This window comes from Bacteroides luhongzhouii (assembly GCF_009193295.2).
Classification (GTDB): domain Bacteria; phylum Bacteroidota; class Bacteroidia; order Bacteroidales; family Bacteroidaceae; genus Bacteroides; species Bacteroides luhongzhouii.
Genome location: NZ_CP059973.1, coordinates 2827747 through 2852935 on the forward strand (window position 1 = coordinate 2827747; position 25189 = coordinate 2852935).

Below are 25189 nucleotides of genomic sequence, written 5' to 3' on the forward strand. Positions count from 1 at the left end.
GGTGACGATACCGTTAATATCCTAAGCATATACCGCTATAAATATATTATAAAACAATAGCGCAAGTTACATTGAGTAATCTGCGCTATTGTTTTATAATATTTCAACTATTTCTTATTTTGATTTTGTTCCAAAGTTTGTAGAAATAACTTCAAGTTTTAATTTGTATTTATCTTGTTGTTCTTTATCTAAAGAAGCATTTGTGGCATTTGTACCTCCTTTTAATCGTACATAACCAGGTTTTAGGTCATGTTGTATGCTAATAACATTGCTCGAAGAACCATAATAGCTGTTGCTTGAAGAAGAATCTGTAGTAACAAGTACTGGAATAAGTATAAATTTATTCCAATCGCTTAATCTTTCCCAATCTACGATATTATCAACAGTCTCTTCTTTGACATTTCCTTCTGCGTCAGTTATTTGGAGAGTTATCGTTCCACCATTCTTGAGTTTCTTTTCTGCTTCTTCTCTTTCTCCATCTGCTAAACAGTCATTAATCATTTGAGTAATGTTGTTGAATGTATATTGAGTAAAGCTAGTAGTAGTGGGATTAAATAGAGATGAAGTTATACCATCACTAAGCTGATTATCTTTAAAGAAACTATCTTTATATTTTTTACGTATTAATAAAACATTACGAGGAGTAGACATACCAAACTTCTTGTCACTAGTTTCATTGTAGATAGGAATTCCTAATTTAACAGCATTCAAAGTATCTCCTTGGAGCTTTTCAGCTATTTGACTGATAGGGAGAGTTATTTGAGTGAAAATTCCTGCAGGACTTTTTAAGTAAGTCCATTTGGGCTCATTTATACATTCTTGAATTTTTTCTGTATCGTTTTCCAATCGATTGGCTTGGATGACTTCACGGGTAGATGTGAATGATCGTCCGTTGTATATTACAGAGTCTTTTCCTGCAGATGTGTGTCGTAGGCCACCTGTTATGCTGTCTCTGGCATGCTCCAAGAATGCTACATCCATTTGTACGGAATTTACGTAGAGGATAGTACCGTCTCCATAGTCGCTTTTTACGTACAATCCGGGGAATATACTTTGAAATTTTTTATATAGGTTTTCCGTGCGTCCTTCTTTTAAAAGTTTCAGTCCCAAATCCTGTGTTTTAGTCTGATCCAATGTAATTTTAATATAAGGAACGTAAGTTGAAAGATTACGTATGGAATCACTAATAGACAAATCAACTGCTGTATAAGATTTATTGCCTAATAAACTTGTCGTACTATCATAATATCTTGTAGGGTCGATATTGGTATAATAAGCATCTGGGTCTTCATTCCAATACTTGTCGCCTTCTTTCTTATCTAATACATACATACTTAGTCGGCAAGCTGTTAATGAATCTCCAAAATAACTGTCATACCAAAGATAAATATTGATTTGGCAGTTGCCAATAGGATTTCCGTTCTCGTCTTTAATGATGGTGTAGTTACCAGATACACCTTCTGCCAAGTTTTCAAAATTTGTCATCATCTTTCCAGTACCACTTTCGGTAGTTCCAGAAAAAGCTTCTGGGAAAGTCATTCCTTCAGGACAATTAAGTTGTGCCAAGAAACCTGCCTGATAAGTTCCGAATGTTTCATCTGTAAACTTACCTACATAACCAACATTGGTCATTGCATATATCTTACCGGCATGAACGGATTCTGTAGTCACATCAAATGTAGATAGCTTTCCATTGATATTCTGGTCGCTTCCCGGAAACATTCCCAATCCCAGTCCGGCAGTGTTGTCATCACAACCCCAAAAGGCGATTGCCAGTAAAGCTATTAAGGCGTATTTTGCTTTCATGATCGTCGTATCTTGATTTTTTTATTCTTCTTCGTTTGCAGTAGCATCCCATACCTGATCGTAGAACTCGTTACAAGCATCTGCATAGTTTTCCGGTTGCTGGTAGTCAAGTACCAATTTGCCAGATTGGCGGGCATATTCAATAATAGACTCGTCTACTTTTTCGCTGTTTTGTATGACTCCATCCGAATAGTCAACGGCGAGTTTGCAAAGAGTAGCATAGTCTACCGGTTCTTTCAAGTCACCTAAATCTTTTTTGGAAATGCCTTTCAGCATCAGTTTGGCTGCGAAATCGTCGCTAAGTGTATTCTTGAAGTCATCTTCATAAACAGAGAATACCACTTTGGCATCGCGGAAAGAAGGTTCGTCTTTATAGGCTTTCTTAATATAAAGAGGAGCTAAAGCTGTCATCCAGCCATGACAATGAATGACATCAGGACACCAGCGAAGTTTTTTCACTGTTTCCAATACACCGCGCGCATAGAAAATGGCACGGCTATCGTTATCATCATATTCCACACCATTTTCATCCGATGTTTGCATACGATTCTGGAAATAATCATCATTATCGATGAAATATACCTGCATGCGTGCGGATTGGATAGAAGCAACTTTTATAATCAAGGGGTGGTCAGTATCATCAATGATCAGGTTCATACCAGAGAGGCGGATCACTTCGTGCAGCTGGTTTCTGCGCTCATTGATATTTCCCCATTTAGGCATAAAGGTTCTGATTTCACGGCCTTTTTCTTGTATCGCCTGTGGAAGGTTTCTACCTATATTGGCCATTTCGGATTCTGAAACGTAAGGTGTAATCTCTTGAGTAATAAATAAAACTTTATTTGCCTTTGTCATAATAACAATAGTTCACTATAATATTCTGCAAAGATACGAAAAAAAAGACACATTAAATAAGATATTCTTTCTTTATGTGGCAAATATTAGTTTATTTTGCAGAGTTTTTGCAAACGAGTAAAACATAAACCAATTGACGAAAATGAAAGTAGTGCACACTATCAAGGACTTACAGGCAGAATTGACTGTCTTGAGAGCCCAAGGTAAAAAGGTGGGACTGGTTCCTACAATGGGTGCTTTACATGCGGGACATGCATCTCTGGTAAAGCGCAGCGTAAGTGAGAATGGTGTAACTGTTGTGAGTGTTTTTGTGAATCCCACACAGTTTAACGATAAAAACGATTTGGAGAAATATCCGCGTACGTTGGATGCAGATTGCCGTTTGTTGGAAGAATGCGGAGCGGATTTCGCTTTTGCTCCTTCGGTAAGCGAAATGTATCCGGAACCGGATACCCGTCAATTTAGCTATTCACCATTGGATACGGTGATGGAAGGTGCTTTCCGTCCGGGTCATTTTAACGGTGTTTGCCAGATTGTCAGCAAACTGTTTGATGCCGTACAGCCGGACCGTGCATATTTCGGAGAGAAGGATTTTCAGCAGTTAGCAATTATTCGTGAGATGGTTCGACAATTGAAATATAACCTTGAAATTGTAGGTTGTTCAATTGTGCGTGAGGAAGATGGACTGGCATTGAGTAGCCGGAATAAACGTTTATCTGCGGAAGAACGTGAAAATGCTTTAAATATTTCCCGGACCTTATTTAAAAGTCGTAACTTTGCAGCCACTCACACAGTGAGCGAAACGCAAAAGATGGTAGAAGATGCGATTGAAGCTGCTCCGGGGTTGCTCATGGAGTATTTTGAGATCGTAGACGGAAACACATTGCAGAAAATTAGTAATTGGGAGGATACTTCCTATGCAGTAGGATGCATCACTGTATTCTGTGGAGAAGTCCGACTGATTGATAACATTAAATATAAAGAATAACTAAAAAGACGAAACCTTATGATGATTGAAGTGTTGAAGTCGAAAATTCATTGTGCACGTGTCACAGAGGCAAATCTGAACTACATGGGTAGTATCACGATTGATGAAGATCTGCTGGACGCTGCAAACATGATTCCGGGAGAGAAAGTGTATATTGCTGATAATAACAACGGCGAACGCTTTGAAACCTACATTATCAAAGGTGAGCGCGGTTCAGGTAAAATTTGTCTGAACGGTGCTGCTGCACGCAAGGTGCAACCGGATGATATTGTTATAATCATGTCTTATGCATTGATGGATTTTGAGGAAGCCAAGTCGTTCAAACCGGCTGTAATCTTCCCCGATCCTGCGACGAACAAAGTGGTAAAGTAGAGAAAGTATCTTTGATATTTGAAATAAGAAAAGCCCCGTCTACAAAATGTAAACGGGGCTTTTCTTATTTTATTTTTATACCGGGGATGAGCGATGTTTCAGCCGTATGTGAGTTGGCTTTAGCTACCTGTTGGTCAACTTCCGAACACATATCGGATGTGTTTATTTCATGTGCTAGAGAAGTTCATCCCGGGGGGTAGCAAACGGCAATTACTTGCCGGCGTTTGCCTTCAATTGCTCATTCATGGCGGCAGCGGCTTTGCGACCATCACCCATCGCCAGAATAACAGTGGCCCCACCGCGGACGATGTCACCGCCTGCATAAATCATAGGGATGGAAGATTCCATGTTGTCATCTACAGTGATAGTTCCTTTTCGTCCTAGTTCCAGTCCTTTGATAGAGCTCGGAACAATTGGGTTAGGGGATACTCCGACACTGACTATTGCCAAGTCGATATCAATTGTTTCTGTTGCTCCCGGGATGGCTATAGGACTACGACGTCCGGAAGCATCCGGTTCGCCTAACTCCATCTTTTGCAAAATAACCTGTTTTACGCAACCTTGTTCGTCAGCAATATACTCGATCGGATTATGTAGTGTGAGGAATTCAACTCCTTCTTCTTTGGCATGTTTTACTTCTTCGATACGTGCAGGCATTTCCTCTTCCGAACGACGATAGATAATCATAGCACGCTCTGCACCAAGACGTTTGGCAGTACGAACAGAGTCCATCGCTGTATTACCACCACCGATTACTGCCACGTTTTTACCGAAAGCTACCGGAGTGTCCGAATCTTCACTGGCAGCGTCCATCAGATTAACGCGAGTGAGGTATTCGTTGGACGACATGATATTGATAGAATTCTCTCCCGGGATATTCATAAAGTTAGGCAGTCCGGCGCCGGAAGCCACGAATATTCCTTTGAAACCTTCAGCTTTCAAATCCTCTACGCCGATCGTTTTTCCTACGATACAGTCTTTGATGAAGTTGACACCCATTTTGCTCAGGTTGTCAATTTCTACGTCTACAATCTTGTTTGGCAAACGGAATTCGGGAATACCGTATTTTAATACACCGCCAATCTCATGCAGTGCTTCGAATACAGTTACATCATATCCATATTTAGCCATATCACCGGCAAATGCCAACCCTGCAGGTCCCGAACCGATTACAGCTATTTTGATACCGTTCTTCTCTGCAATGACAGGTACGGAGATTTGCCCGCTTTCACGTTCGTAATCAGCGGCAAAACGTTCCAGATAACCGATAGCGACGGGCTTTTCATTCATTTTCAAATGAATACATTTTGATTCGCACTGTTTTTCCTGTGGGCACACACGACCACAAACAGCTGGAAGTGCGCTTGTTTCTTTCAGTGTTTTGGCAGCCTCAAGAAACTCTCCGCGTTCGATATTCTTAATGAAGCGGGGAATATCAATACCTACCGGACAGCCTTCCATACATCCCGGATTAGCACAGTCAAGACAACGTTTAGCTTCTGTAACAGCCTGTTCGGCTGTTAATCCTTGATTGACTTCCTCTTTACGGCTGTGTGAACGATATTCAGCGTCAAGCTCATTCATTTCTACACGGGGAATGGCTGTACGTTCTTTCGGTTTCATTGATTTGCGTAATTCCTGTCTCCAGGCTGCATTACGGCTTTTTTCGTCGATTTCTTTGGTTGCTTCACATTCTGGTTGAAGTTTATGCATTTCTTCGCGCTCAATATTTTTGAACGCGCCCATACGTTTCAGCATTTCATCAAAATTCACTTGGTGACCGTCGAATTCAGGACCGTCTACACAAACGAATTTAGTCTTTCCTCCCACAGTGATACGGCAAGCACCACACATTCCTGTTCCATCTACCATGATGGTGTTCAATGAAACATCAGTCGGAATTTCATATTTCTTTGTCAGCAAGCAAACGAATTTCATCATGATGGCAGGACCGATAGCGAAGCATTTGTCCACTTTCTCACGTTTGATAACTTCTTCTACGCCTTCCGTTACCAGACCTTTACGACCGTAAGAACCGTCATCAGTCATGATAATTACTTCGTCAGAGCTTTCACGCATTTCTTTTTCCAAAATAATCAGGTCTTTGTTACGTCCGGCCAATACAGTGATAACACGGTTGCCGGCTGCTTTCAAAGCCTGTACGATAGGAAGCATCGGAGCTACGCCTACACCACCACCGGCGCAGACTACTGTTCCGAATTTCTCTATGTGGGTAGCTTGTCCAAGTGGGCCTACTACATCGGTAATATAATCGCCTTCATTCAGTTCACAGAGACGGGTAGAAGAAAGCCCGACTTCTTGCACTACCAAAGTAATGGTGCCTTTTTTGAGGTCAGAACCTGCGATAGTCAAAGGCATACGTTCTCCTTTTTCACCAACACGCACGATGACAAAGTGTCCGGCTTTACGGGATTTAGCAATCAAAGGAGCTTCAATTTCAAATTTGAATACTTTTTCAGAAAAGCGTTCCTTGCTAATGATTTTGTTCATTATCTAATTAATTTGTTGTTTTTATTACGTAACTGCTACCAGAATGATATAAATATTGGCAAAGATACAGCTAATTTGCGAAATATAAAAGAAAAGCCACTCTTTTGATGAGTGGCTCTCTGTATCTGGATAATTTTCTTAGTCTATGATGTCGAAGCCGCAGTACGGAACTAATGCTTTCGGAATTCTGATACCTTCCGGAGTTTGATTGTTTTCGAGCAAGGCAGCAACAATACGTGGCAATGCTAATGCTGAACCGTTCAGTGTGTGGCAGAGTTCGGTTTTCTTTTCTGCATTACGGTAACGACATTTCAGGCGGTTGGCTTGGTAAGTGTCGAAATTGGATACAGAACTTACTTCCAACCAGCGTTTCTGTGCTTCTGAATATACTTCGAAGTCGAAGCAAAGAGCAGCGGTGAAACTCATATCTCCACCGCAAAGACGGAGGATACGATAGGGGAGTTCCAGTTTCTGCAAAAGTCCTTCTACATGGTCAAGCATTTCCTGGTGAGATTGTTTGGAGTGTTCCGGCTTGTCGATACGAACTAGTTCCACTTTGGAGAATTCGTGCAGGCGATTCAGACCACGCACATCTTTACCATAAGAACCTGCTTCGCGACGGAAACATTGTGTATAAGCACAATTCATTATAGGTAATTGTTTCTCTTCCAGAATGACATCACGGTAGATGTTAGTAACGGGAACTTCCGCTGTCGGGATCAGGTATAAATCATCTACTTCGCAATGATACATCTGTCCTTCTTTGTCCGGAAGCTGTCCAGTGCCATAGCCGGAAGCAGCGTTGACTACTGTCGGCGGCATGATTTCGGTATATCCGGATTTGCGTGCTTCATCCAGGAAGAAGTTGATAAGGGCGCGTTGAAGTTGTGCGCCTTTACCTTTGTATACAGGGAAACCCGCACCTGTGATTTTTACGCCCAGGTCGAAGTCTATTAAATCATATTTTTTTGCCAGTTCCCAGTGGGGGAGTGCATCTTTAGGAAGTTCGGTTTCCATACCTCCCATTTTCTCTACGACGTTATCTTCGGCACCTACGCCTTCCGGTACGCTGTCATAAGGAATGTTGGGGATGGTATAAAGTATATTCTGCATATCAGTTGCAGCCTGTGTCATAGCAGCGTCCAGTTCTTTGTTACCTTCTTTTAGTTCGGCAACGCGTGCACGTGCAGTTTCAGCTTCCTCTTTTTTGCCTTCTTTCATCAGTTGACCGATGGTGCGCGAAAGTGAGTTAACCTCTGCCAGGTTTTTATCTAATTCATTTTGTGTGCTACGTCTCTTGTTGTTAAGAGCGATCACCTGATCGATCGTTTCCTTTGCATTCTTGAAATGCTTCTTTTCCAGTCCGCGGAGTACCGCCTCTGTGTTCTCTGTAATTTGTTTAATGGTAAGCATATCTATACTTTTTATGAACTTTCTTATTTTAAGGTTACAAAGATAAGGAAAAAAGGAATAATCAAGCAAATATCTGGGTTATATATAATACATATCTGAGTTATATATTGGGATATAAAAAGAAAGGAGATGCAATCCTGTGGATCGCATCTCCTTGTCTTGAATATTTTCAGTTTGGATAATTATGCTTCTGTTGCAGGAACGATAGAAACATATCTTCTATCTTCTTTACCTACTTTGAAACTAACTGTTCCGTCTACTAAAGCGAAAAGAGTGTGGTCTTTACCCATTCCGATGTTTTCACCCGGGTGGAATTCAGTACCTCTTTGACGAACGATGATGTTACCTGCTTTGCAAGCTTCGCCACCAAATATCTTAACGCCTAATCTCTTGCTCTGTGATTCGCGGCCGTTCTTAGAACTACCGACACCTTTCTTATGTGCCATTTCTTCTTACTTTTTAATTGATTAAGCTACTACTTCTGTAATTGTTAATTCAGTGAACTGTTGACGGTGACCGTTCAGTTTTCTGTATCCTTTTCTTCTTTTCTTGTGGAAAACAAGAACTTTGTCGCCTTTAACCAAGTTTGAAACAACCTGGCAAACAACTTTAGCGCCTTCTACGGTAGGAGCGCCTACTGTAACGTTTCCGTCTTTGTCTACCAAAAGAACTTTTTCAAATTCTACTGTTGAACCGTTTTCTGCACCTTCGATGTGGTGAACGAACAACTTTTGACCAGCTTCTGCCTTAAACTGCTGACCGTTAATTTCTACAATTGCGTACATCTTATATATTAATGTATAAGTTAGCTCCGGCGGGTGGTCTTTAATCACTTAAAGAACTCTTTATCGAACCCGTTGCGGAATAATCGGGCACAAAAGTACTATTTTTATTTGTTCCCGACAAATATTTCTTTTGTTTTTTGCAAGAGATAAAATGATTACAGCAAATAAATGAGCATTTTAACTCTCATTGTAGTCTATTGAACCAACTCTCCCAAATTCTGCATAATGATTTTGTGTGGATAAATGCGAAGCTCCTCGGCTGTTGTCATTCCGTTCAATACGCCTGCAAAATCTACTCCCGCATTCCGGGCTGTTTCAGCATCTACGGTGCTATCTCCAATATACAATGTTTCTTCGGGCGTACTTCCGAGATGTGCCAGGGCAAATAGTACCCCTTCCGGTGAAGGTTTTGGCGCTTTTACATCTTCTCCTCCCACTACGATGTCGAGAAAATCCTTTGGCAGATATTCTTCCAGATAACTCAATATCCGGAAACGATACTTGGTAGAGATAATTCCGACGCGGGCACCCCGTTTCTTCAATTCTTTCAGTGTAGATAATGTATCGGGGAAAAGACGGGTATTTGCATTCATGTGTACATCAGCTTCCAGTCTGTATTCTTGCCGGAAAGATTCTAACTGTTTCGGGTCGGTAATTCCGGTGAGGATACTGAATGATTCTTCCAGTGTTTTGCCGATCGTACGTTTGATAGCTTCATCGGTAACGGTTAAATACTGATGCCGGGTAAGCACAATTCTGAAACACTTAACGATACCACGCGACGAATCGGCTAATGTATAGTCGAAATCGAATAAATAGGTTTTGTAGTTCATTGGGGAAAACTTTTCCGCAAAAGTACTAAATACTTTTCTTATTTCACAGGTTCTACTGTGTATCCTTGGCTTTTTAGTAACTTTAATAATCCTTTTTCTCCGGGGAGGTGCAGGGCGCCTACCGCAACAAAAGTCGGAGCGGTTTTCATAATAGCCGGTAGTTTTTCAGCCCATGCTTTATTACGGTTGTAAATCATGGCATCTTCTTCGCTGGGAAGTGCGTCGCATTGATTGCCTTTGCGCTCTTCGCTGATTTTGAACATAGTGTTCAAATCCTGTTTCATGTAAGCGTTCGTGAGCTTTTTCAGGTTTTCTACTTCAGCTTCTATATTATTAAGAGTGCACATGAGTAGCTGCGCTTGTCGTTGTAGTGAACTACTGTTGAAAAGCAGGTTGAATTGGAATTCGGCAGTTTCCAGTCCGTCCACTTTTTTCCCGTTTTGAGTGGCTTGGCTTTGAAAGAACGTATCGAGTTGCTCTTGCGGGTTAAACTTTCCTACGTGTTTTACGTAAGCCATCACTACTACATTATTCAACAGGAAGGCAGGTTTTAGCTTCGGAGCCATATTTAAGTCTACCATCAGGTTTTCTTTGCAGAATTTGTTAGCAGTTTCAAAGTCTTCCGGAGAAAGGAGAGAGGTTAGTGTGGTATCACTTTCGATCATCATTGCTTTTTGCATCTTTCCCATTGTGGCAGGCGACTGCATTTCAGACATTTTCAGCTCTCCATACACCTGTTGCGTTTCATTCATCGCTTTGGGAAGTCCGGCAATGCTGTCCATGATGCTGAAGGGTGCCAGGTGATGAGTGCCTATGATGTAGGAAGGTTGGGTCAGTCCGTTACCGGACACTTTCCATAAAAGTTGTGCATTGGCACTGAATGCCACACAGATAAATATAACTGCTCCGATGAATGATTTCATAATTTTATGTCATTAGAAGTTGATAATTAACGTATTCTGCCTCCGCTTATCCAGTGTTTGGCATAATAACTCTCGTTCAAGTTGCTGACGATAACTCCTTTACTGGTACTGGAATGAATGAACTTTCCGTTTTTCAGATAAATACCCACATGAGCTACTTTCTTTTTTGAACGGCTACTGGTAAAGAATACCAGGTCGCCTTCCCGAAGGTTCCGTTTAGCGACCTTATTGCTTTCTTTTTTCAAGTCTTCTGTATTGCGTGGCACTTGAATGCGGTATACCTTTCGATACATTTGATAAACCAGCCCCGAACAGTCAGCTCCTCGTTTAGAATCACCCCCACCACGGTAAGGAACCCCTATCCAGTCGGCTGCTTCAAGATAGAGCTTATGGTTATCTTCCAGGTTAACATCTACGCCTAATAAAATAGAAGCTCGTGCCAATGCTTGATAGTCCAGTCGGGGAGCGGAAGTGCGACAGGCACTAAGGCTGACAACCAGTCCTAATAAAAGGATGCATTGCAGGAAGTATCTCTTCTTTCTATCAGGTTTCTTTATACTAGGCTTATGGGTACCAGACTTATCTGTTATATATCTCATTATAATTAGTTTATGCAATAATTTTAGCAAGGATGAATACTTACTATTCATTATTTTATCATTCACTATTTACCATTTATTCTTCTTCTACATTAAAATAATCCTCCAGTTCTTTTTCTGCGGAGTTATCTTCATTGATAATATCCCGGATAATGACACCGTGTTCTAGTAAAGCGATCCGTGGACATACATCTACGGTATGATTGAGGTTGTGGCTGGATATGATAACCGTAGCTTGATGTTCCTCATTGTATTTCTTAAGCAGATGTTTGATGATTGACTGGGAACTTGGATCGAGGAAATTGAACGGTTCATCCAGAATTAATAATTGCGGATAATGAAGCATGGCGGAGATAATTCCGATCTTTTGCTTGTTACCGGCAGAGTAGTTGCGAATTAGTTTTTTATGTCCGATCACTTCTCCACTCATAAAGCGTTCGAAAGGGACAAGGCGTTCGTCTACTTCTTCTTTCTTGAGTCCATACATTTTTCCGATGAAATAGAAATATTCTTCCGGTGTGAGATAATCAATCAGGAAGCCATCGTCGATGAAAGCACCTGTAATGCTTTTCCAATCTTCACTTTGGCTGACATCAATATCATTAATAATCACTTTTCCATCGTCTGCTTTCAGCAGATCCAACATCAATCGGAAAAGAGTTGTTTTACCGGCACCATTGTTACCCACCAATCCGAGCATGTCGCCTTGATTGATTTCGTAATGTTCTATGTCTACGGCAACCTTTTCACCGAAATTCTTTTTAAGTTTATCAATGGTAATCATGATCTTCAATGTTTATATAGTTAATGATTCATGAACGTTTATTGGCGGCTGTCTCTGAAACCTTCCATATTTTCGTACCGCCGTTTCATGAAGCGATGATATACATTTTTTATCCATAAAGGAGAGGTCAGAGTAAATCCGAGACCAATCACTAACAGGATTGTGTAAGTGATTGTTTCTCCTAAAAGTGCATTTAATAAGCTGTATAAGATAAGCGGTACGCCGAAAGCACCGAAATTGACCACCATCTGTATGGCGCTATTGTTTTGTCGGCTTGTCACTTTTTCATTCAAAGGTACTGTCTGTTTGTTGTAAACAGCCAGTTGGAAGAAGCAGAAATAGATAAAGCCAATGGTATAGAAAAACCAGGCAAAAGCACCCAGTAAGGTTAGCTTGTTCATGATGATAGCGGGGATCATCAGTATGAAAGGTATAACCTCACCGATACTGTATGTGTAATATTTAGCTTTCAGCAAACTCATAATCGATTCTTTGCGAGACATCAGACCATCAATGTAGTTGCCCTCGAATGACATAATCTGTGAAAGGATAATCATTCCGAATACGGCAAAGTTATACACACAAATAAAAGAGGTCATGAAATTACCGTCATAGACACTGGAAAAGCTAAGTGCAACGGAGAAAGCTACAATTACGATAGAGATATTGCGTAGTGCACCTTTACAGCGGCGGTTGCGTAAGAGCATTTTTAGTTCCAGTCTCATATATTCGCCCACTTCTCCGTAGCGTTCGAAGAATTTATATTCGGAGACGTGTTTAATTTGGGTATCATCCACTTTGGCTAGCTCTGCATAAATAAGCCCGGACATGATCTTGCGATTAATCAGCCATAAAAGGGCAATCACAAGTATGGTACCGAGAAAATAGAAAATGTTTCCCTGTATATATCCATCTCCCAGATCCATGAAGAAATAGAAGAGCGGACTATCTTCGGGAATAAAAAGAAGGCAGCCTATTCCACCGTAGAAAGCGATAGGTAATAGAATCCACCAAATACGTTCGTTAATAAGAGTGCGGCAAAGCAAGTACCAGTAATTGTTGGCAATAATTAATAATAAGATACCGATAAGATAGGTGATAACACCGGAAATACCGAAAAACTTGGTAATAGTGATGAAGGAAAAAGGGACAAACAGAAACAACCAGAACAGGTTGAACAGACTTAGTCCCGAGCGGATTAGTAAAAAGTCGATGACACGAATTCGTTTAACCGGCAACAGGAGGTAAGGTTTTACCTCCTGTGTCGGTGTTTTTTGTAACGGAACACGCAACAGGAAGTCCAGTGCCAGGATAAAGATCAGAACCACTGCGTTCATCACATGATATGGTTCCCGGTTGGGAACCATATCTGAAAAACCGAACGCGAACGTAGTACCGAAGAATATCAGGTAACCGGCCCAAAATGCGCCCATGACATAACCGAGTATTTTAGCAACTTTGTTCTTCTCATACATCGGATGCCGTTTGGCGGCGAGCCTTCCATGTTTACGTAGTTCGTTGAATATCATCATTCAGTAGATATACTAGAGAAATATTTATTTGTTTTCTTCCGGCATAGTCATAATGACTTGAATTTCGTTGTTCTGTTTCAGCAACTTGGCAAGGAAGTCCTGTACTTCTTTTGCTGTGATGCTGTTGACCAACTTTTCATAGTCTTTTGTATTATCGATACCGGTGTAGAAGTATTCGTCCATGTTATTGAGCCAGTAGCCATTTTCTTTTTGGGCGTCTTTATACTTCTTCAGCATATATTCTTTGATCTTCTGCATATGTTCGGCAGACGGACCTTCTTTTGCCATTTTGTGGAGCTGCTCTACAACGATAGTGGACAGTTGGTCTTTCTTGGCAGGATCAGTCTGGAATACGATTTGAAGAACAAGTTCTTCTTTCGGATATTTACCCAGGCTGCCGTTACAGCTAACACCGTATGTACCACCTTCTTTTTCACGGATTTCCGCTGTGTAGACCATATCCAAAGCCTGATCTAAGAAGCTAAGCAGGACATTGTTGCGCAAGTCATATTTGCAACTACCGCTATAAAGGAACATGATGGTAGCCATCGGAGTTTCCTGTGCTTTAGCGAATACATTCTTGATCTGTCCTTTGCGGATATCCATGTGATTGTCCTTGAAAGTCTCTTTACGGTTGATAGATGGAAGACTACCCAAATATTTGGCGATCAACGGTTTCATCGTTGCCAAGTCTACATTTCCCACCAAGTAGAAAGTAAAGTCGCTTGCGTCTTTGTAGCGGTCTTTGTACATTTCGAGAATACGGTCGTAGTTGATCTGGTCTACCATATTTTCTTTCATTCTGATAGCACGTGGATGATGACCATATAATACACTTGTAACAGTGTCACTGAAAGCAGTCATCGGGTTGGCATCCGCATTTTGAAGTTCGGCTTTCAAGCGATTCTTGTAAGATTCGAATGCTTCATTGTCCTTGCGTGGAGAAGTGAAAGTCAGATAAGTGAGCTGCATCATTGTCTCAAAATCTTTCGGTGCACAGCTACCGGAAACCGTTTCTGTTGTATTACCGATACCGGCAGCCACGTTTGCGCGTTTGCCGGCAAGAGCTTTACCCAAGTCAACCTTGCTGAAATTACCGATACCACCCACCAAGGCTACTCCGTTTAATTGAGCAATATTGATAATCTCTTCGTTCGGGAATATGCTCGTACCACCGAAACTTACCCCTTTCATAACAATTTGGTCAGCTTTGAAATCAGTAGGCTTCACATACACAGTTACGCCGTTGGAAAGCACTAACTTAGTCGTACCATAAATGTCTCCGGCTTTTTCAGAAACAATTTTGCCACCTTTCAGTTCTTCCGAGATAAGCGGCTCGTTAGAGACTTTGTCTTCATAAGGCTTCAAGTCAAATGACTTCATTTGTTTCAGCAGAGCGGTAATCTCTTCTTTAGTAGGATATTTCACTCCTTCTTTTTCCGGACCGGCCAACAGAACTACCTGGTTATTATCAGTAATCAGTTGTTGCATTATCTGGTTAACAGCTTCTACCGGAATATTCGGAGCCAATTTGTTCAAAAGCGTATATTCAACTTCGATTCCCGGAATCGGTTCTTTATCAAGGAAGTTGTTAACGTATTCGTTGACATAAGAGCCGCTTTTGGTTTTTTCGCGTTCATTGTAAGCAGACTCTACGGCTTGCAGATAGTTGGCGCGTGCGCGGTCATATTCTGTTGGTGTAAATCCGAAGCGGCGTGCACGTTCAGCTTCTTCCAAAATCGTTTTCGTAGCTAAATCGATTCCGTCGATTTTGCTGCTTGCGCTGATACTGAATGCTTCTTTAGTCTTGGCAAGGAAATAGTTTCCATATTCTGCACCGGCACTTGTGAAAGGCGGATTAGCAGTCTGGCGAAGTTCGTTCAAACGGTTGTTCAGCATATTCATAGCCATGCTGACCATGTAGCTCGTTGCGTAATAAGCGATGGTGTTCTTCAAAGAATCCGGGGTAGCATCTTGTTTGAAGAAGATGTTGATAGACGGATTTTTCACTTCTTTGTCAGTACCGATATAGATAAGCGGTTCCTGATTGTCTGCTACCGGATAGTAGATACGTTCGGCCGGATTTACCGGAGCTTTTACGTCTGCGAATACTTTTTTAAGTTTGGCTTCAATTTCATCTACGTTGATGTCGCCTACAATAACGATACCTTGCAGGTCCGGACGGTACCATTTGGCATAATAATCGCGGATATCCTGATAAGGGAAGTTGTTGATAACATCAATGCTTCCGATAGGCATACAATCTGAATATTTAGAGTCCGGATACATTGTAGACTGTGCATTGGTCATGATACGAAGCATACCGCTGTTGCGGCTTCTCCATTCTTCACGGATTACACCACGTTCTTTGTCTATTTCCTTGTCAGCAAGATTGATGGCGTTCGACCAGTCATGAAGGATAAGTAGGCAAGAGTCTACCACATTGATGTTTTCAGTTGGTACGTTGCTGATATTATATACCGTCTGGTCGACACTGGTATATGCGTTCAGATTCGTTCCGAATTTGATACCTTTTGTTTCACACCAGGGCACGATACCGAGTCCGGTTTCATCACCCGGGAAATGTTTGGTTCCATTGAAAGCCATGTGTTCCAGGAAGTGAGCCAAACCACGTTGTTGCGGTTCTTCAAGGATGGAACCTACTTTCTGTGCAATGTAGAATTCTACACGTTTTTCAGGAAGTGCATTGTGCCGAATGTAATAGGTAAGCCCGTTGTCCAGTTTACCGATGCGGACGTTTTTGTCCACAGGCAGTTCTTGCATGGGTTGTGCAAGTACGAGCTGGAAATTGCAGCATATAAAAAGGACTGCAATAAATAATCCACGTAATAAATGTTTCATGTTCTATTTAGTTTAAATAAATATTTCTTTGTTATTCGTCGTTTTGTTTGGTTGTAAATCACAAATAGACAGGGAAAAGAGTTATTTTATGGCTTCCCGTATCCTGACTAACTTCGTTAACAGCCCTTCCAGAAGGTCTAACTTTAGCATATTGGCACCGTCACTTTTAGCTACCGCAGGATTCTCATGTGTCTCGATGAATATTCCGTCAGCTCCCACGGCAATACCAGCTTTGGCTACGGTCTCTATCAGTTGCGGCATTCCACCGGTTACTCCACTGGTCTGGTTAGGCTGCTGCAAGGAATGGGTCACATCCAGGATAACCGGATAACCGAATGATTGCATTTCAGGGATGCCACGATAGTCTACCACAAGATCCTGATAGCCGAAAGTCGTCCCACGTTCGGTGAGCATCACATTCTTGTTTCCGGCTTCCACCACTTTGTCGGCAGCAAACTGCATCGCCAACGGAGAAAGGAACTGTCCTTTCTTGATATTGATTGTCTTTCCGGTTTTTGCCGCTGCAACCAACAAATCGGTCTGGCGGCAAAGGAAAGCCGGGATTTGAAGTACGTCTACATATTCGGCTGCCATTGCAGCTTCATCTGCGGTGTGAATATCCGTCACGGTGGGCACTCCGAAAGTCTCATGTACCTTTCTTAATATTTTGAGTGCTTTCTCGTCACCGATACCTGTAAATGAATCCAGGCGTGAGCGGTTTGCCTTGCGGTAAGAGCCTTTGAATACATAGGGAATTTGCAGAGTTTCGGTGATCTTTACTACTCGTTCGGCAATGCGCATTGCCATCTCTTCACCTTCTATTACACATGGACCCGCCAGTAGAAAGAAATTACCGGCAGGATTGTTCTTAAGTTCTATCATTTTTCTTAATCTAATTATAAGTTTATTTTTCAGGCACGGATTGCGCGGACTATACTGCTTTTGCAGATTCAGATTTACTAAAAAACGTGTCATCCGCGTCATCCGTGCCTGAAATTATCAATTTGGAATAATAAGCGTTGTCTTTTCCGAAAGTACCCCTACTTCCAGCGGAAAATGTCTGGGCAACAACCGCCCGTCCAAATCCACAGCTGCATTTTGTGCCCGTAGTACTTTCACTTTCTTTGTCCGGTAGCTTTTCACTACCTTATGATTCAGGATTCTTCCTTGAATCAGCATCCATAGTCCGGAAATGATTTGCAGGAATTCCGGGCGGTAGATAACGGAGACATCCAGCCATCCGTTATAAGGAACGGCACTAGGCGTCTGTCCCCATCCCCAGGCACTGCCTATGCATACCGTCATGATGCGTCCGCGGATATGTTCGTCATTAATGCGGAGGTGCATTCTGTATAGTTTCCGTTCAAATATAAGAGAAAACAGAGCGGCAACGTAGGAAAGGAATTTCACTCCCCAGAAACGTTTGGTCTGATCGGTGATTTTAACGATTCGTGCCCCCAGTCCGATATTAACAGCATTGAGGAAGTAGCGGCGTTGATGTTCTTTTCCGTCATAGAAATTGCAGTAACCTACATCTATTTTTTTCAGCCGGTGGTTGATGATACAATCGACAGCCGGTTTGTATTCCGTGCCGAGTCCCCAATATTTGGCAAAGTCGTTTCCGATTCCATTCGGAATCATGCCGAGGGCGATGTTCTCTTTATCTTCGGCATCGGATAGCATAATGCCATTGATGGCGTCATTCAATGCGCCATCACCGCCCACAATGACAATCGTGCGATAACCATTGTTGGCTAAAATCTTGGCGAGACGTTCCACCGAACCGAAACCTTCGGATTGTACATAGTCATAGTCCACGCCTTTGCTGTCCATGTATTCCTTAATTTCTTTCCAGCGCTTTTTTACCTTTCGGGTACCCGCTTTCGGGTTGTAAATCACTCCCCATTTTTTTGGTTCTACACTCATATTTGTTATCTATCCTACTGTGTATTAAAAATCGCACTATAATAATTGACAAAGATACTAATTCCCTTCCAGTTTCGCTTTTACAAAAGCTATCTTTTCTTCCATCGGCAGTTCCGCATTCATCCAATGGATGGTAAATCCTCTTCTTTCCATGCCGCGAAACCAGGTCATTTGCCGTTTGGCAAACTGATGGATCGCAATTTCCAGACCGTTGAACATCTCTTCATAGGTTAGTTTACCAATAACATATAATGTCAGGTATTTATATTCCAACCCATAATAGATTAAATCATCCGGCGCAATTCCTTGTTCGATCAATCGCCGCACTTCGTCTATCATTCCTTCGTCCAACCGTTGTTTCAATCGTCGGGTGATCTTTTCACGACGCAGTTCCCGGTCAATATCCACTCCGATGATGAGGCTGTTCAATTTCGGAAATTCCCGTTCGGGAACCGGATGGACAGCATAATATTCTTCAATCTCTATCGCACGGATAGCACGTTTCACGGTATCTACATCAGTGGAATTGTGCAATGTTTTGTACCGGCCTAATATTTCTGTCAACTCTTCGAGCGAATGATTTGCCAAACGAGCACGTAATTCAGGATTTTCCGGTACGGGCATCAGCTTATATCCTTTTAGTACGGATTCCAGATACATACCTGTCCCTCCACATACAACGGGGAGACAGCCTTTTTGTTTGATTGCTTCGTAAGAAATCAGGAAATCGCGTTGATATTCGAATACATTATATTTATATCCGGGATCTGCAATATCGATTAAATGATAGGGGATTGTACGTCCGTTTACTGTATAATCCACCAAGTCTTTCCCTGTACCGAGATCCATTCCACGATATATCTGTCGGGAATCGGCACTGATAATTTCTGTGTTGAGTTCGTAGGCCAAGGCAGCGGCAAAGGGAGTTTTACCCGAGGCTGTAGGTCCGAGTATGGCGATTAAATCATAGTCCGGCATAGCTTCATTCTTTTATATCCGCAAAATTACGAAATAATTTTAACCTGTCGGGTATTCAGAGGCTTTTTTATCAAGATAAGAGTTCTGGAAATTTGCAGAAAAGGGTTGGAATGAGTATTTTTGTTTTTGTTAAGGCAAGTCAAGATGTGTTTAACCGGATTTTAAATCTGATTATATGATAAGATTTTATTCTCTATTCTTTTTATTTTTCTGGTGTACAAAGTTATACCCAATTTCTATAGATGAAGTAATCAGTAAACCTGTTCGCTTTTATACACCTTCTGAATATAAAAGTGATGCACAGGTGTGGGGTATCTCTAAAGGAGAAAGAGATGATGTTTATTTTGCAACTAATGAGGGAATTGTACTTTATGATGGGGTTCGATGGGAGAAATATGTGACTCCGAGTGAATGTATTATGAGAAATGTATTTTATGATGAGGAGAGTAAGATAACGTATAGTGGGGGAGTGAATGAGTTTGGATATTGGAGATACGATGAATACGGTAATCTACAGTACACACTTTTATATGAGAATTCTCCAAATTCTCCAACTCAAGAGTTTTGGAAAATAGCCAAAGTGCCTGGAAGTCATTTGGTTTATTTTGAGTCTCCTTTATCTCTTCTGGTCTACGATGCAAAAACAGGTAAGATCACTCCACTGGCAGATGATGGAATGAGGTTTCATTTTTTGTTTATTGTTGGTAATAAAGTTTATTTGCAGCAGAGTAACTATCTCTATCAATTGGATGGATATGAAAAACGAGTCGTTACAGATCAATTGGAAAATTTCTATTTGGTTTATATGGCTTTAACTAGCAGTGGAAAACTTCGTCTTTTTAGTTCAGAGAAGGGGGCATTGTTGCTGGATAGCAAAGGAAATATTGAGAAACATATCCCTTATGAGGCGGATATGAGGATCACGTCTATGAGTCGTTTGGGGAATGATTATTTGGTCGGTACTGGTAATACGGGCTTTTACAGAATAGATGAGCGGGGAAATATCCTTTCGAAAGTAGGAGAGCAGTTGGGACTGAAGAATACAGTATTAAGTGTTGGGGTAAATAATAAAGGAGATATCTGGTTAGGGTTGAACGGAGGAATAATGATGATTGAGGAAAGTGTTAAGGAAGAATCTTTATTACTTGATCCCAAAGAAAATATAGGATATGTATATTGCGCTGTGAATCAGAGGGATCAGTTGTATGTAGGAACTAACAAAGGACTTTTTCAGATAAATAAGAGAGAGGAAGAGGTTAGTTTTGTATTATTACCTCAATCCAAAGGACAAGTCTGGAACTTGTATAATATAGGAAGTGAAGTCATTGTCGCACATAATAAAGGTCTATTCAGTGTCTCCAATGGTACATTCCGTGAAATAAAACATAGTGGAGTTTATACTTTAGTTCCAGTCCCTTCTCGTCCAGGTTATTACATAAGTGGAAACTATGTAGGGCTTTCTCTTTATAAACTGAATGATGGTAAACTGACGTTTCAAAACAATATATCCGGTTATGGTGATTTGGTGCAAAATTGTGCATTTGATAAAGATGGAAACTTATGGATTGCTCACTCAAGAAAAGATTATATGCGACTTCGTTTTGATCATGCTTACACTACTATCACCGAATCTGAAATATATGCTGTACCGATGACAAAATCGAAGCGTGCGTTTTTGGTCAAAGTGGGGACCGATATTATTTTTCTAAATAATGAAGGAGGAGTATATAAATACAATGAATTGAATAATACCCTTCAACCAGATGAATATTATGCAACTTTATTGGAAACGATTAATCGAAATGCGTTAAAGGTTCAGGCGTTTGATGATCGTTTCTGGCAAATAAATGAAGAAGGCGTTTGTCTTTTGCAAAAGAATTACAATAAAGTGATGGTGAATTCAGGATTATTCGCCCGTATGAAAGATGAATTCATACCAAAGGGTTTTCGTAAAGTAATCCAGTTGGAAGATAGTATTTATGCTATTGGTTTGGAGAATGGATTGGGAATAATGAATATTACTGCATTGAACGGGCAACCTCCGATGAAGATGCCCTGTATCAGGAAAGCAGAAATCGTGGGAGAGTCTGAAAATCAGTTGTTAAGTTTGAACGAAGGGAATCTTTTTATTCCTGCTCATATCAATATGGTGCGGCTATGGTTGACTTCTCTGAATAGGGAACAGCAGTTGGAATATCGTATTGTAGAGCGTGGGGATAAGTGGGAAATCTCTTCCGGTGGTTATATTCAGTTGTCGTATCTTCATCCTGGTGATTTTACGTTAGAAGTCAGGAATAGTAATGGATATGGGATTTATTCGGATGTGAATAGTATCATGCTGCATGTTGCTTCACCATGGTACGCCACTGTTTATGCTTATTTACTTTATGGGTTGCTCGTTATAGGTATAATATTTCTTATATATAGAGCTGTATTAATCCAGACAAGAAAAAAGGAAGAAGAAATACGTTTAAATGAAGAGAGAAAACGGAAGGAGGAAATGGAACGTTATCAATTGAATTGTCTTCAGGAAGAACTAGGTAATAAGAATAGTAAGTTGATGAGTATCACTATGCTGGGGGTTCAGAATAATACATTCCTTAAAAAGATAAAGGAGGCCGTACAGGAAATTGATATAAGTCAGTCTCCTGCTACAAAACAGCAGGTGCAACGTTTGGTAAAGGAGATTGAACGGCAATTAAACGATCAGAGCGGATGGGATAATTTTGTTGAACATTTTAATAATACATGTAATGGATTCTTTGATCGACTAACAGAAAAACATCCCAAGTTAACTAATAGTGATTTGAGATTATGTGCTTATATTCGCATGAATTTGAGTACGAAAGAAATAGCTTCTTTGATGAATGTCTCTTCCTCTTCTGTAGAAATGGCTAAGTACCGTTTAAGAAAAAAACTGGAGTTAGATGAATCGGTGGCTTTACCCTATTATCTGACTGAAATTATAGCAACATTAAAATCATTTGTAGATAAATGATTTGTAGGGGGATTTTGTTATATTTATCTATTTGAAATATAGCGGTTTGTGTGTTTATGTGTGAGGACTTGTAGGGGGTAGGTAATTTACTTTTTTAAGGTTGTATAGTGTTTGTAGGGCTTTAAATTTTGGGTAGGAATTTAGAGCCTTCTATATTTGCATCAACCCAAAAAAAGTAATAGTATGAGAAAAATTCTTTTAAATGCAATTTGCCTGTTGTTGTTTCAATTCACCTCTCTTTATGGTCAGCATCAGTTAATATGGAGTGATGAATTTAATTCGAAGCAATTAGATCAAACAAACTGGACTGTTGCTTCCGGATATGGTTCACAAAACGACGGATGGGGAAATAATGAACTTCAAAATTATACTCCGGATAATCTCTCTTTCAAGAAAGGAAAACTAGTTATTACTGCTAAGAAAGTAGGCGATAACAAAAAGAGAGGAGATTATACTTCTTCCCGTATTTCTACAAAAAACAAACATTCCTTCTTGTATGGACGTATTGAAGCCCGGATGAAACTGGCTACAGGTATGGGAATATGGCCAGCCTTTTGGATGTTAGGGGCGGAGGGCGGATGGCCGGATGGAGGAGAGATTGATATAATGGAGTATGTAGGTTATCAACCGGGAGTGGTTCATTCGGCACTACATACACGTTCCAGTCATGGTGGTACTATCAATAAAAAACATCTGGAAGTAAAAGGATTGGAGAAGGGATTTCATACTTATGGAATCAATTGGGATAAAAACAAGATAGAGTTTTATATTGATGATCCGTCAAAACCTTTCTATGTATATGCACCTGAAAAAAAAACACCTAAAAACTGGCCTTTTGACAAACCACATTATATTTTATTCAATTTGGCCGTAGGCGGAAATTGGGGAGGAAAAATGGGAGTTGATAATTCCATATTTCCACAGGATTTTATCATTGATTGGGTACGTGTGTACTCAAAATAAACTAATTGAATATACTGAATACTATGAAACTAATTTATACTATTTTGATCTCATGTTGTTGGTTATTAAGTTATGCTAACTCGCAGCGATTTCCTATTAATGATAACTGGAAGTTTACTAAAGACAATATAGATATTTCTTCGACATCTCAAAAAGTAGATTGGACAGACATAACCCTTCCTCATACTTGGAACGGACAAGATGGACAGGACGGTGGAGATAATTATTACCGGGGGACGGGTTGGTATATGCACAATTTGAAGATAGATAAAAATGATCGTAATAAATGCCTTTATTTACGTTTTGGGGCAGCTAATTATGCAACAGAAGTATTTTTAAATGGAGTATCTGTTGGCACACACTTTGGCGGATACACAGCTTTTGCTTTTGATATTACTCCATTTGTCCGTTATGGTGCATCCAATCTATTATTGGTGAAAGTAAGCAATGCTGAAAATTTGGCTATACCTCCTCTTTCTGCTGATTTTACCTTTTTCGGGGGATTAATCCGTGGCTTGGAATTAATAAAGAAAGATAAGGTACATTTCACTACTGAAGATTATGGCTCGAACGGTGTATATATTCGTCAAGATGTGGTGACAGATACAGAAGCCAAACTCTCTTTTATCGCAAAAGTTCGTAATACTGATAAGAAAAAGCAAAAGGCAATAGTATCTTTCATTATAAAAGAACGGAATGGAGAGATATTGAAGGAGGGCAAGCAGGAAGTAATGATTCTTCCAGAGACTACAACATCCGTAACAAACACTTGCCAAATAGATAATCCTCATTTGTGGAATGGGAAGAAGGATCCTTATTTATATATTGTGGAAGTCAATGTGATGGTTGGAACAAGAGTAATGGATAGCTATACTGTTCCTTTGGGAATACGTTATTATTCCATTGATCCGGAGAAAGGATTCATTCTAAACGGACATTCATATCCTTTGCGGGGAGTATCGCTACATGAAGAGAGAAGAGATAAAGGGAATGCGGTTAGCGATACCGAACGCAAAGAGGATATTGATAGAATTGTTGCCATGGGTAGTAACTATATTCGTTTATCTCACTATCAACATGGAGATTTCACCTATCGTTATTTGGACTCATTAGGGATTGTTTGTTGGACAGAGACTCCGGTAATAAACAAGATAAAGGATACGGAGGAGTTTGCCATAAACTGTGAAACCGGGTTGAAAAGTTTGATTCGACAGTTGTATAATCATCCTTCAATAGTAGTATGGGGAGTTTCTAATGAAATAAATTATAGGAAAGGTCCCAATCCGGTTCCGTTGATTGAAAGACTGAATAAATTGGTACATCAGGAAGATCCGACCCGACTTAGTACATTAGCTGCTATGTTTTCAGAAAGACCAACAAATTTCATAACTGATGTTTATTCCAATAATCGTTATGATGGATGGTATTATAATACTGTGGAAGAGATAGGTACATTTGCTGATAAACTTCATCAGAAATATCCACAACGCTGTATTGGTTTTAGCGAATATGGGGCAGGAGCACATCCATATCAACATCAGGAAGGAAAAGGGAAACCTGATATTGATGGACACTGGCATCCGGAAGCTTATCAGACCTATTTTCATGAAGGGTATTTGAAAGCTATACAGCAACGTCCTTACTTATGGAGCACTTCCATATGGGCAGCCTATGATTTTGCTTCAGATAGTCGTAATGAAGGAAACCAACCTGGAATCAATGATAAAGGTTTAATTACTCATGACAGGCAAATAAAAAAAGATGCCTATTATTTTTATAAAGTCAATTGGAATCCGGAACCAATGGTGTATATCTGTGAGCGTCGGTTTACTAATCGTACTCAACCGGAAACTAGCTTGAAACTTTATTCAAATTGCGAAAGAGTGGTTTTGAAACTTAATGGGAAAGAAATTCCATTAGAGAAAGGGGAAAATCATGTATACTTATCCGGGAAAATCACTTTAAAATCCGGAGTAAATAATGTAGAAGCTTATGCTTATCAGGAAGATAAGCAGCTTGAAGATAAAGTTGTTTGGTATTATTTATCTGAAAAATAAAATA

20 protein-coding genes are annotated in these 25189 nt (G+C 40.5%); 5 read left to right on the plus strand and 15 right to left on the minus strand.

What is annotated here, in order from left to right:
• Window positions 1-114: 114 nt before the first annotated feature.
• Together bamH and GD631_RS10105 are read right to left on the minus strand one after the other, a co-directional pair.
• Complete coding sequence (gene bamH / locus GD631_RS10100) at window positions 115-1806, minus strand: BamH family beta-barrel-assembly machinery protein (RefSeq protein WP_143258103.1); 1692 nt, start codon at window positions 1804-1806, stop codon at window positions 115-117.
• A 21-nt stretch (window positions 1807-1827) separates the two neighbouring features.
• A complete protein-coding gene (locus GD631_RS10105; RefSeq protein ID WP_143258104.1) occupies window positions 1828-2661 on the minus strand; it encodes a glycogen/starch synthase in 834 nt (277 codons plus the stop codon).
• Between the two features lie 142 nt (window positions 2662-2803).
• Here GD631_RS10105 and panC point away from each other — a divergent pair, with 142 nt between their 5' ends.
• Together panC and panD are read left to right on the plus strand one after the other, a co-directional pair.
• Window positions 2804-3649 (plus strand): pantoate--beta-alanine ligase, encoded by an 846-nt coding sequence (gene panC / locus GD631_RS10110; protein WP_143258105.1) that lies wholly within the window; start codon window positions 2804-2806, stop codon window positions 3647-3649.
• Between the two features lie 18 nt (window positions 3650-3667).
• Window positions 3668-4021 carry an aspartate 1-decarboxylase gene (panD, locus tag GD631_RS10115; protein ID WP_004301789.1) on the plus strand — a complete coding sequence of 118 codons (354 nt, stop codon included), beginning with the start codon at window positions 3668-3670 and terminating at the stop codon, window positions 4019-4021.
• Between the two features lie 210 nt (window positions 4022-4231).
• Here the strand turns inward: panD and GD631_RS10120 are convergent, their stop codons facing one another.
• From GD631_RS10120 to miaA, 13 genes are all read right to left on the minus strand, one after another.
• Window positions 4232-6532 (minus strand): bifunctional dihydroorotate dehydrogenase B NAD binding subunit/NADPH-dependent glutamate synthase, encoded by a 2301-nt coding sequence (locus GD631_RS10120; protein WP_143258106.1) that lies wholly within the window; start codon window positions 6530-6532, stop codon window positions 4232-4234.
• A 138-nt stretch (window positions 6533-6670) separates the two neighbouring features.
• Window positions 6671-7945, minus strand: coding sequence for a serine--tRNA ligase (serS, locus tag GD631_RS10125; protein WP_143258107.1), 1275 nt, complete (start codon window positions 7943-7945; stop codon window positions 6671-6673).
• A gap of 182 nt (window positions 7946-8127) precedes the next feature.
• Window positions 8128-8391, minus strand: a complete 264-nt coding sequence (rpmA, locus tag GD631_RS10130; RefSeq protein WP_117810523.1) for a 50S ribosomal protein L27 — start codon at window positions 8389-8391, stop codon at window positions 8128-8130.
• A gap of 21 nt (window positions 8392-8412) precedes the next feature.
• Window positions 8413-8730, minus strand: coding sequence for a 50S ribosomal protein L21 (gene rplU / locus GD631_RS10135; RefSeq protein WP_044657262.1), 318 nt, complete (start codon window positions 8728-8730; stop codon window positions 8413-8415).
• A 194-nt stretch (window positions 8731-8924) separates the two neighbouring features.
• Entirely contained in the window at window positions 8925-9563 is a 639-nt protein-coding gene (locus GD631_RS10140) for an HAD-IA family hydrolase (RefSeq protein ID WP_143258108.1), read from the minus strand.
• Between the two features lie 38 nt (window positions 9564-9601).
• Window positions 9602-10486 carry a TraB/GumN family protein gene (locus GD631_RS10145; protein ID WP_143258109.1) on the minus strand — a complete coding sequence of 295 codons (885 nt, stop codon included), beginning with the start codon at window positions 10484-10486 and terminating at the stop codon, window positions 9602-9604.
• 26 nt (window positions 10487-10512) lie between these two features.
• Window positions 10513-11136 (minus strand): C40 family peptidase, encoded by a 624-nt coding sequence (locus tag GD631_RS10150; protein WP_185911623.1) that lies wholly within the window; start codon window positions 11134-11136, stop codon window positions 10513-10515.
• A gap of 25 nt (window positions 11137-11161) precedes the next feature.
• Entirely contained in the window at window positions 11162-11869 is a 708-nt protein-coding gene (locus GD631_RS10155) for an ABC transporter ATP-binding protein (RefSeq protein ID WP_009039683.1), read from the minus strand.
• Between the two features lie 38 nt (window positions 11870-11907).
• The gene (locus tag GD631_RS10160) at window positions 11908-13401 is read right to left on the minus strand and encodes a DUF5687 family protein (RefSeq protein ID WP_185911624.1); all 1494 of its coding nucleotides are present in this window, start codon (window positions 13399-13401) and stop codon (window positions 11908-11910) included.
• Between the two features lie 24 nt (window positions 13402-13425).
• On the minus strand, window positions 13426-16263 hold the full coding sequence (locus tag GD631_RS10165) for a M16 family metallopeptidase (RefSeq protein WP_143258110.1): 2838 nt from the start codon (window positions 16261-16263) through the stop codon (window positions 13426-13428).
• An 81-nt stretch (window positions 16264-16344) separates the two neighbouring features.
• Entirely contained in the window at window positions 16345-17145 is an 801-nt protein-coding gene (gene kdsA, locus GD631_RS10170; RefSeq protein ID WP_143258111.1) for a 3-deoxy-8-phosphooctulonate synthase, read from the minus strand.
• A 117-nt stretch (window positions 17146-17262) separates the two neighbouring features.
• Window positions 17263-18189, minus strand: a complete 927-nt coding sequence (locus GD631_RS10175) for a diacylglycerol/lipid kinase family protein (RefSeq protein WP_143258112.1) — start codon at window positions 18187-18189, stop codon at window positions 17263-17265.
• Window positions 18190-18246: 57 nt separating this feature from the next.
• Window positions 18247-19167 carry a tRNA (adenosine(37)-N6)-dimethylallyltransferase MiaA gene (gene miaA, locus GD631_RS10180; protein WP_143258113.1) on the minus strand — a complete coding sequence of 307 codons (921 nt, stop codon included), beginning with the start codon at window positions 19165-19167 and terminating at the stop codon, window positions 18247-18249.
• A 175-nt stretch (window positions 19168-19342) separates the two neighbouring features.
• Between miaA and GD631_RS10185 the strand changes: the two genes are divergently transcribed.
• The 3 genes from GD631_RS10185 (at window position 19343) to GD631_RS10195 (ending at window position 25185) form a co-directional block, all read left to right on the plus strand.
• Window positions 19343-22165, plus strand: coding sequence for a helix-turn-helix and ligand-binding sensor domain-containing protein (locus tag GD631_RS10185; RefSeq protein ID WP_143258114.1), 2823 nt, complete (start codon window positions 19343-19345; stop codon window positions 22163-22165).
• 183 nt (window positions 22166-22348) lie between these two features.
• Window positions 22349-23128 carry a glycoside hydrolase family 16 protein gene (locus GD631_RS10190; protein ID WP_143258115.1) on the plus strand — a complete coding sequence of 260 codons (780 nt, stop codon included), beginning with the start codon at window positions 22349-22351 and terminating at the stop codon, window positions 23126-23128.
• Window positions 23129-23151: 23 nt separating this feature from the next.
• A complete protein-coding gene (locus GD631_RS10195; RefSeq protein ID WP_143258116.1) occupies window positions 23152-25185 on the plus strand; it encodes a glycoside hydrolase family 2 protein in 2034 nt (677 codons plus the stop codon).
• Window positions 25186-25189: the final 4 nt, after the last annotated feature.

Excerpts from the sequence above, each read along its gene's own strand:
- GD631_RS10175 (WP_143258112.1), bottom strand. The coding sequence starts at position 18,189 with ATGAGTGTAGAACCAAAAAAATGGGGAGTGATTTACAACCCGAAAGCG.
- GD631_RS10105 (WP_143258104.1), bottom strand. The coding sequence starts at position 2,661 with ATGACAAAGGCAAATAAAGTTTTATTTATTACTCAAGAGATTACACCT.
- GD631_RS10155 (WP_009039683.1), bottom strand. The coding sequence starts at position 11,869 with ATGATTACCATTGATAAACTTAAAAAGAATTTCGGTGAAAAGGTTGCC.
- GD631_RS10195 (WP_143258116.1), top strand. The coding sequence starts at position 23,152 with ATGAAACTAATTTATACTATTTTGATCTCATGTTGTTGGTTATTAAGT.
- GD631_RS10160 (WP_185911624.1), bottom strand. The coding sequence starts at position 13,401 with ATGATGATATTCAACGAACTACGTAAACATGGAAGGCTCGCCGCCAAA.
- GD631_RS10145 (WP_143258109.1), bottom strand. The coding sequence starts at position 10,486 with ATGAAATCATTCATCGGAGCAGTTATATTTATCTGTGTGGCATTCAGT.
- GD631_RS10190 (WP_143258115.1), top strand. The coding sequence starts at position 22,349 with ATGAGAAAAATTCTTTTAAATGCAATTTGCCTGTTGTTGTTTCAATTC.
- rplU (WP_044657262.1), bottom strand. The coding sequence starts at position 8,730 with ATGTACGCAATTGTAGAAATTAACGGTCAGCAGTTTAAGGCAGAAGCT.
- GD631_RS10165 (WP_143258110.1), bottom strand. The coding sequence starts at position 16,263 with ATGAAACATTTATTACGTGGATTATTTATTGCAGTCCTTTTTATATGC.
- bamH (WP_143258103.1), bottom strand. The coding sequence starts at position 1,806 with ATGAAAGCAAAATACGCCTTAATAGCTTTACTGGCAATCGCCTTTTGG.
- GD631_RS10120 (WP_143258106.1), bottom strand. The coding sequence starts at position 6,532 with ATGAACAAAATCATTAGCAAGGAACGCTTTTCTGAAAAAGTATTCAAA.
- serS (WP_143258107.1), bottom strand. The coding sequence starts at position 7,945 with ATGCTTACCATTAAACAAATTACAGAGAACACAGAGGCGGTACTCCGC.
- GD631_RS10140 (WP_143258108.1), bottom strand. The coding sequence starts at position 9,563 with ATGAACTACAAAACCTATTTATTCGATTTCGACTATACATTAGCCGAT.
- miaA (WP_143258113.1), bottom strand. The coding sequence starts at position 19,167 with ATGCCGGACTATGATTTAATCGCCATACTCGGACCTACAGCCTCGGGT.
- GD631_RS10150 (WP_185911623.1), bottom strand. The coding sequence starts at position 11,136 with ATGAATAGTAAGTATTCATCCTTGCTAAAATTATTGCATAAACTAATT.
- GD631_RS10185 (WP_143258114.1), top strand. The coding sequence starts at position 19,343 with ATGATAAGATTTTATTCTCTATTCTTTTTATTTTTCTGGTGTACAAAG.
- panC (WP_143258105.1), top strand. The coding sequence starts at position 2,804 with ATGAAAGTAGTGCACACTATCAAGGACTTACAGGCAGAATTGACTGTC.
- kdsA (WP_143258111.1), bottom strand. The coding sequence starts at position 17,145 with ATGATAGAACTTAAGAACAATCCTGCCGGTAATTTCTTTCTACTGGCG.
- rpmA (WP_117810523.1), bottom strand. The coding sequence starts at position 8,391 with ATGGCACATAAGAAAGGTGTCGGTAGTTCTAAGAACGGCCGCGAATCA.
- panD (WP_004301789.1), top strand. The coding sequence starts at position 3,668 with ATGATGATTGAAGTGTTGAAGTCGAAAATTCATTGTGCACGTGTCACA.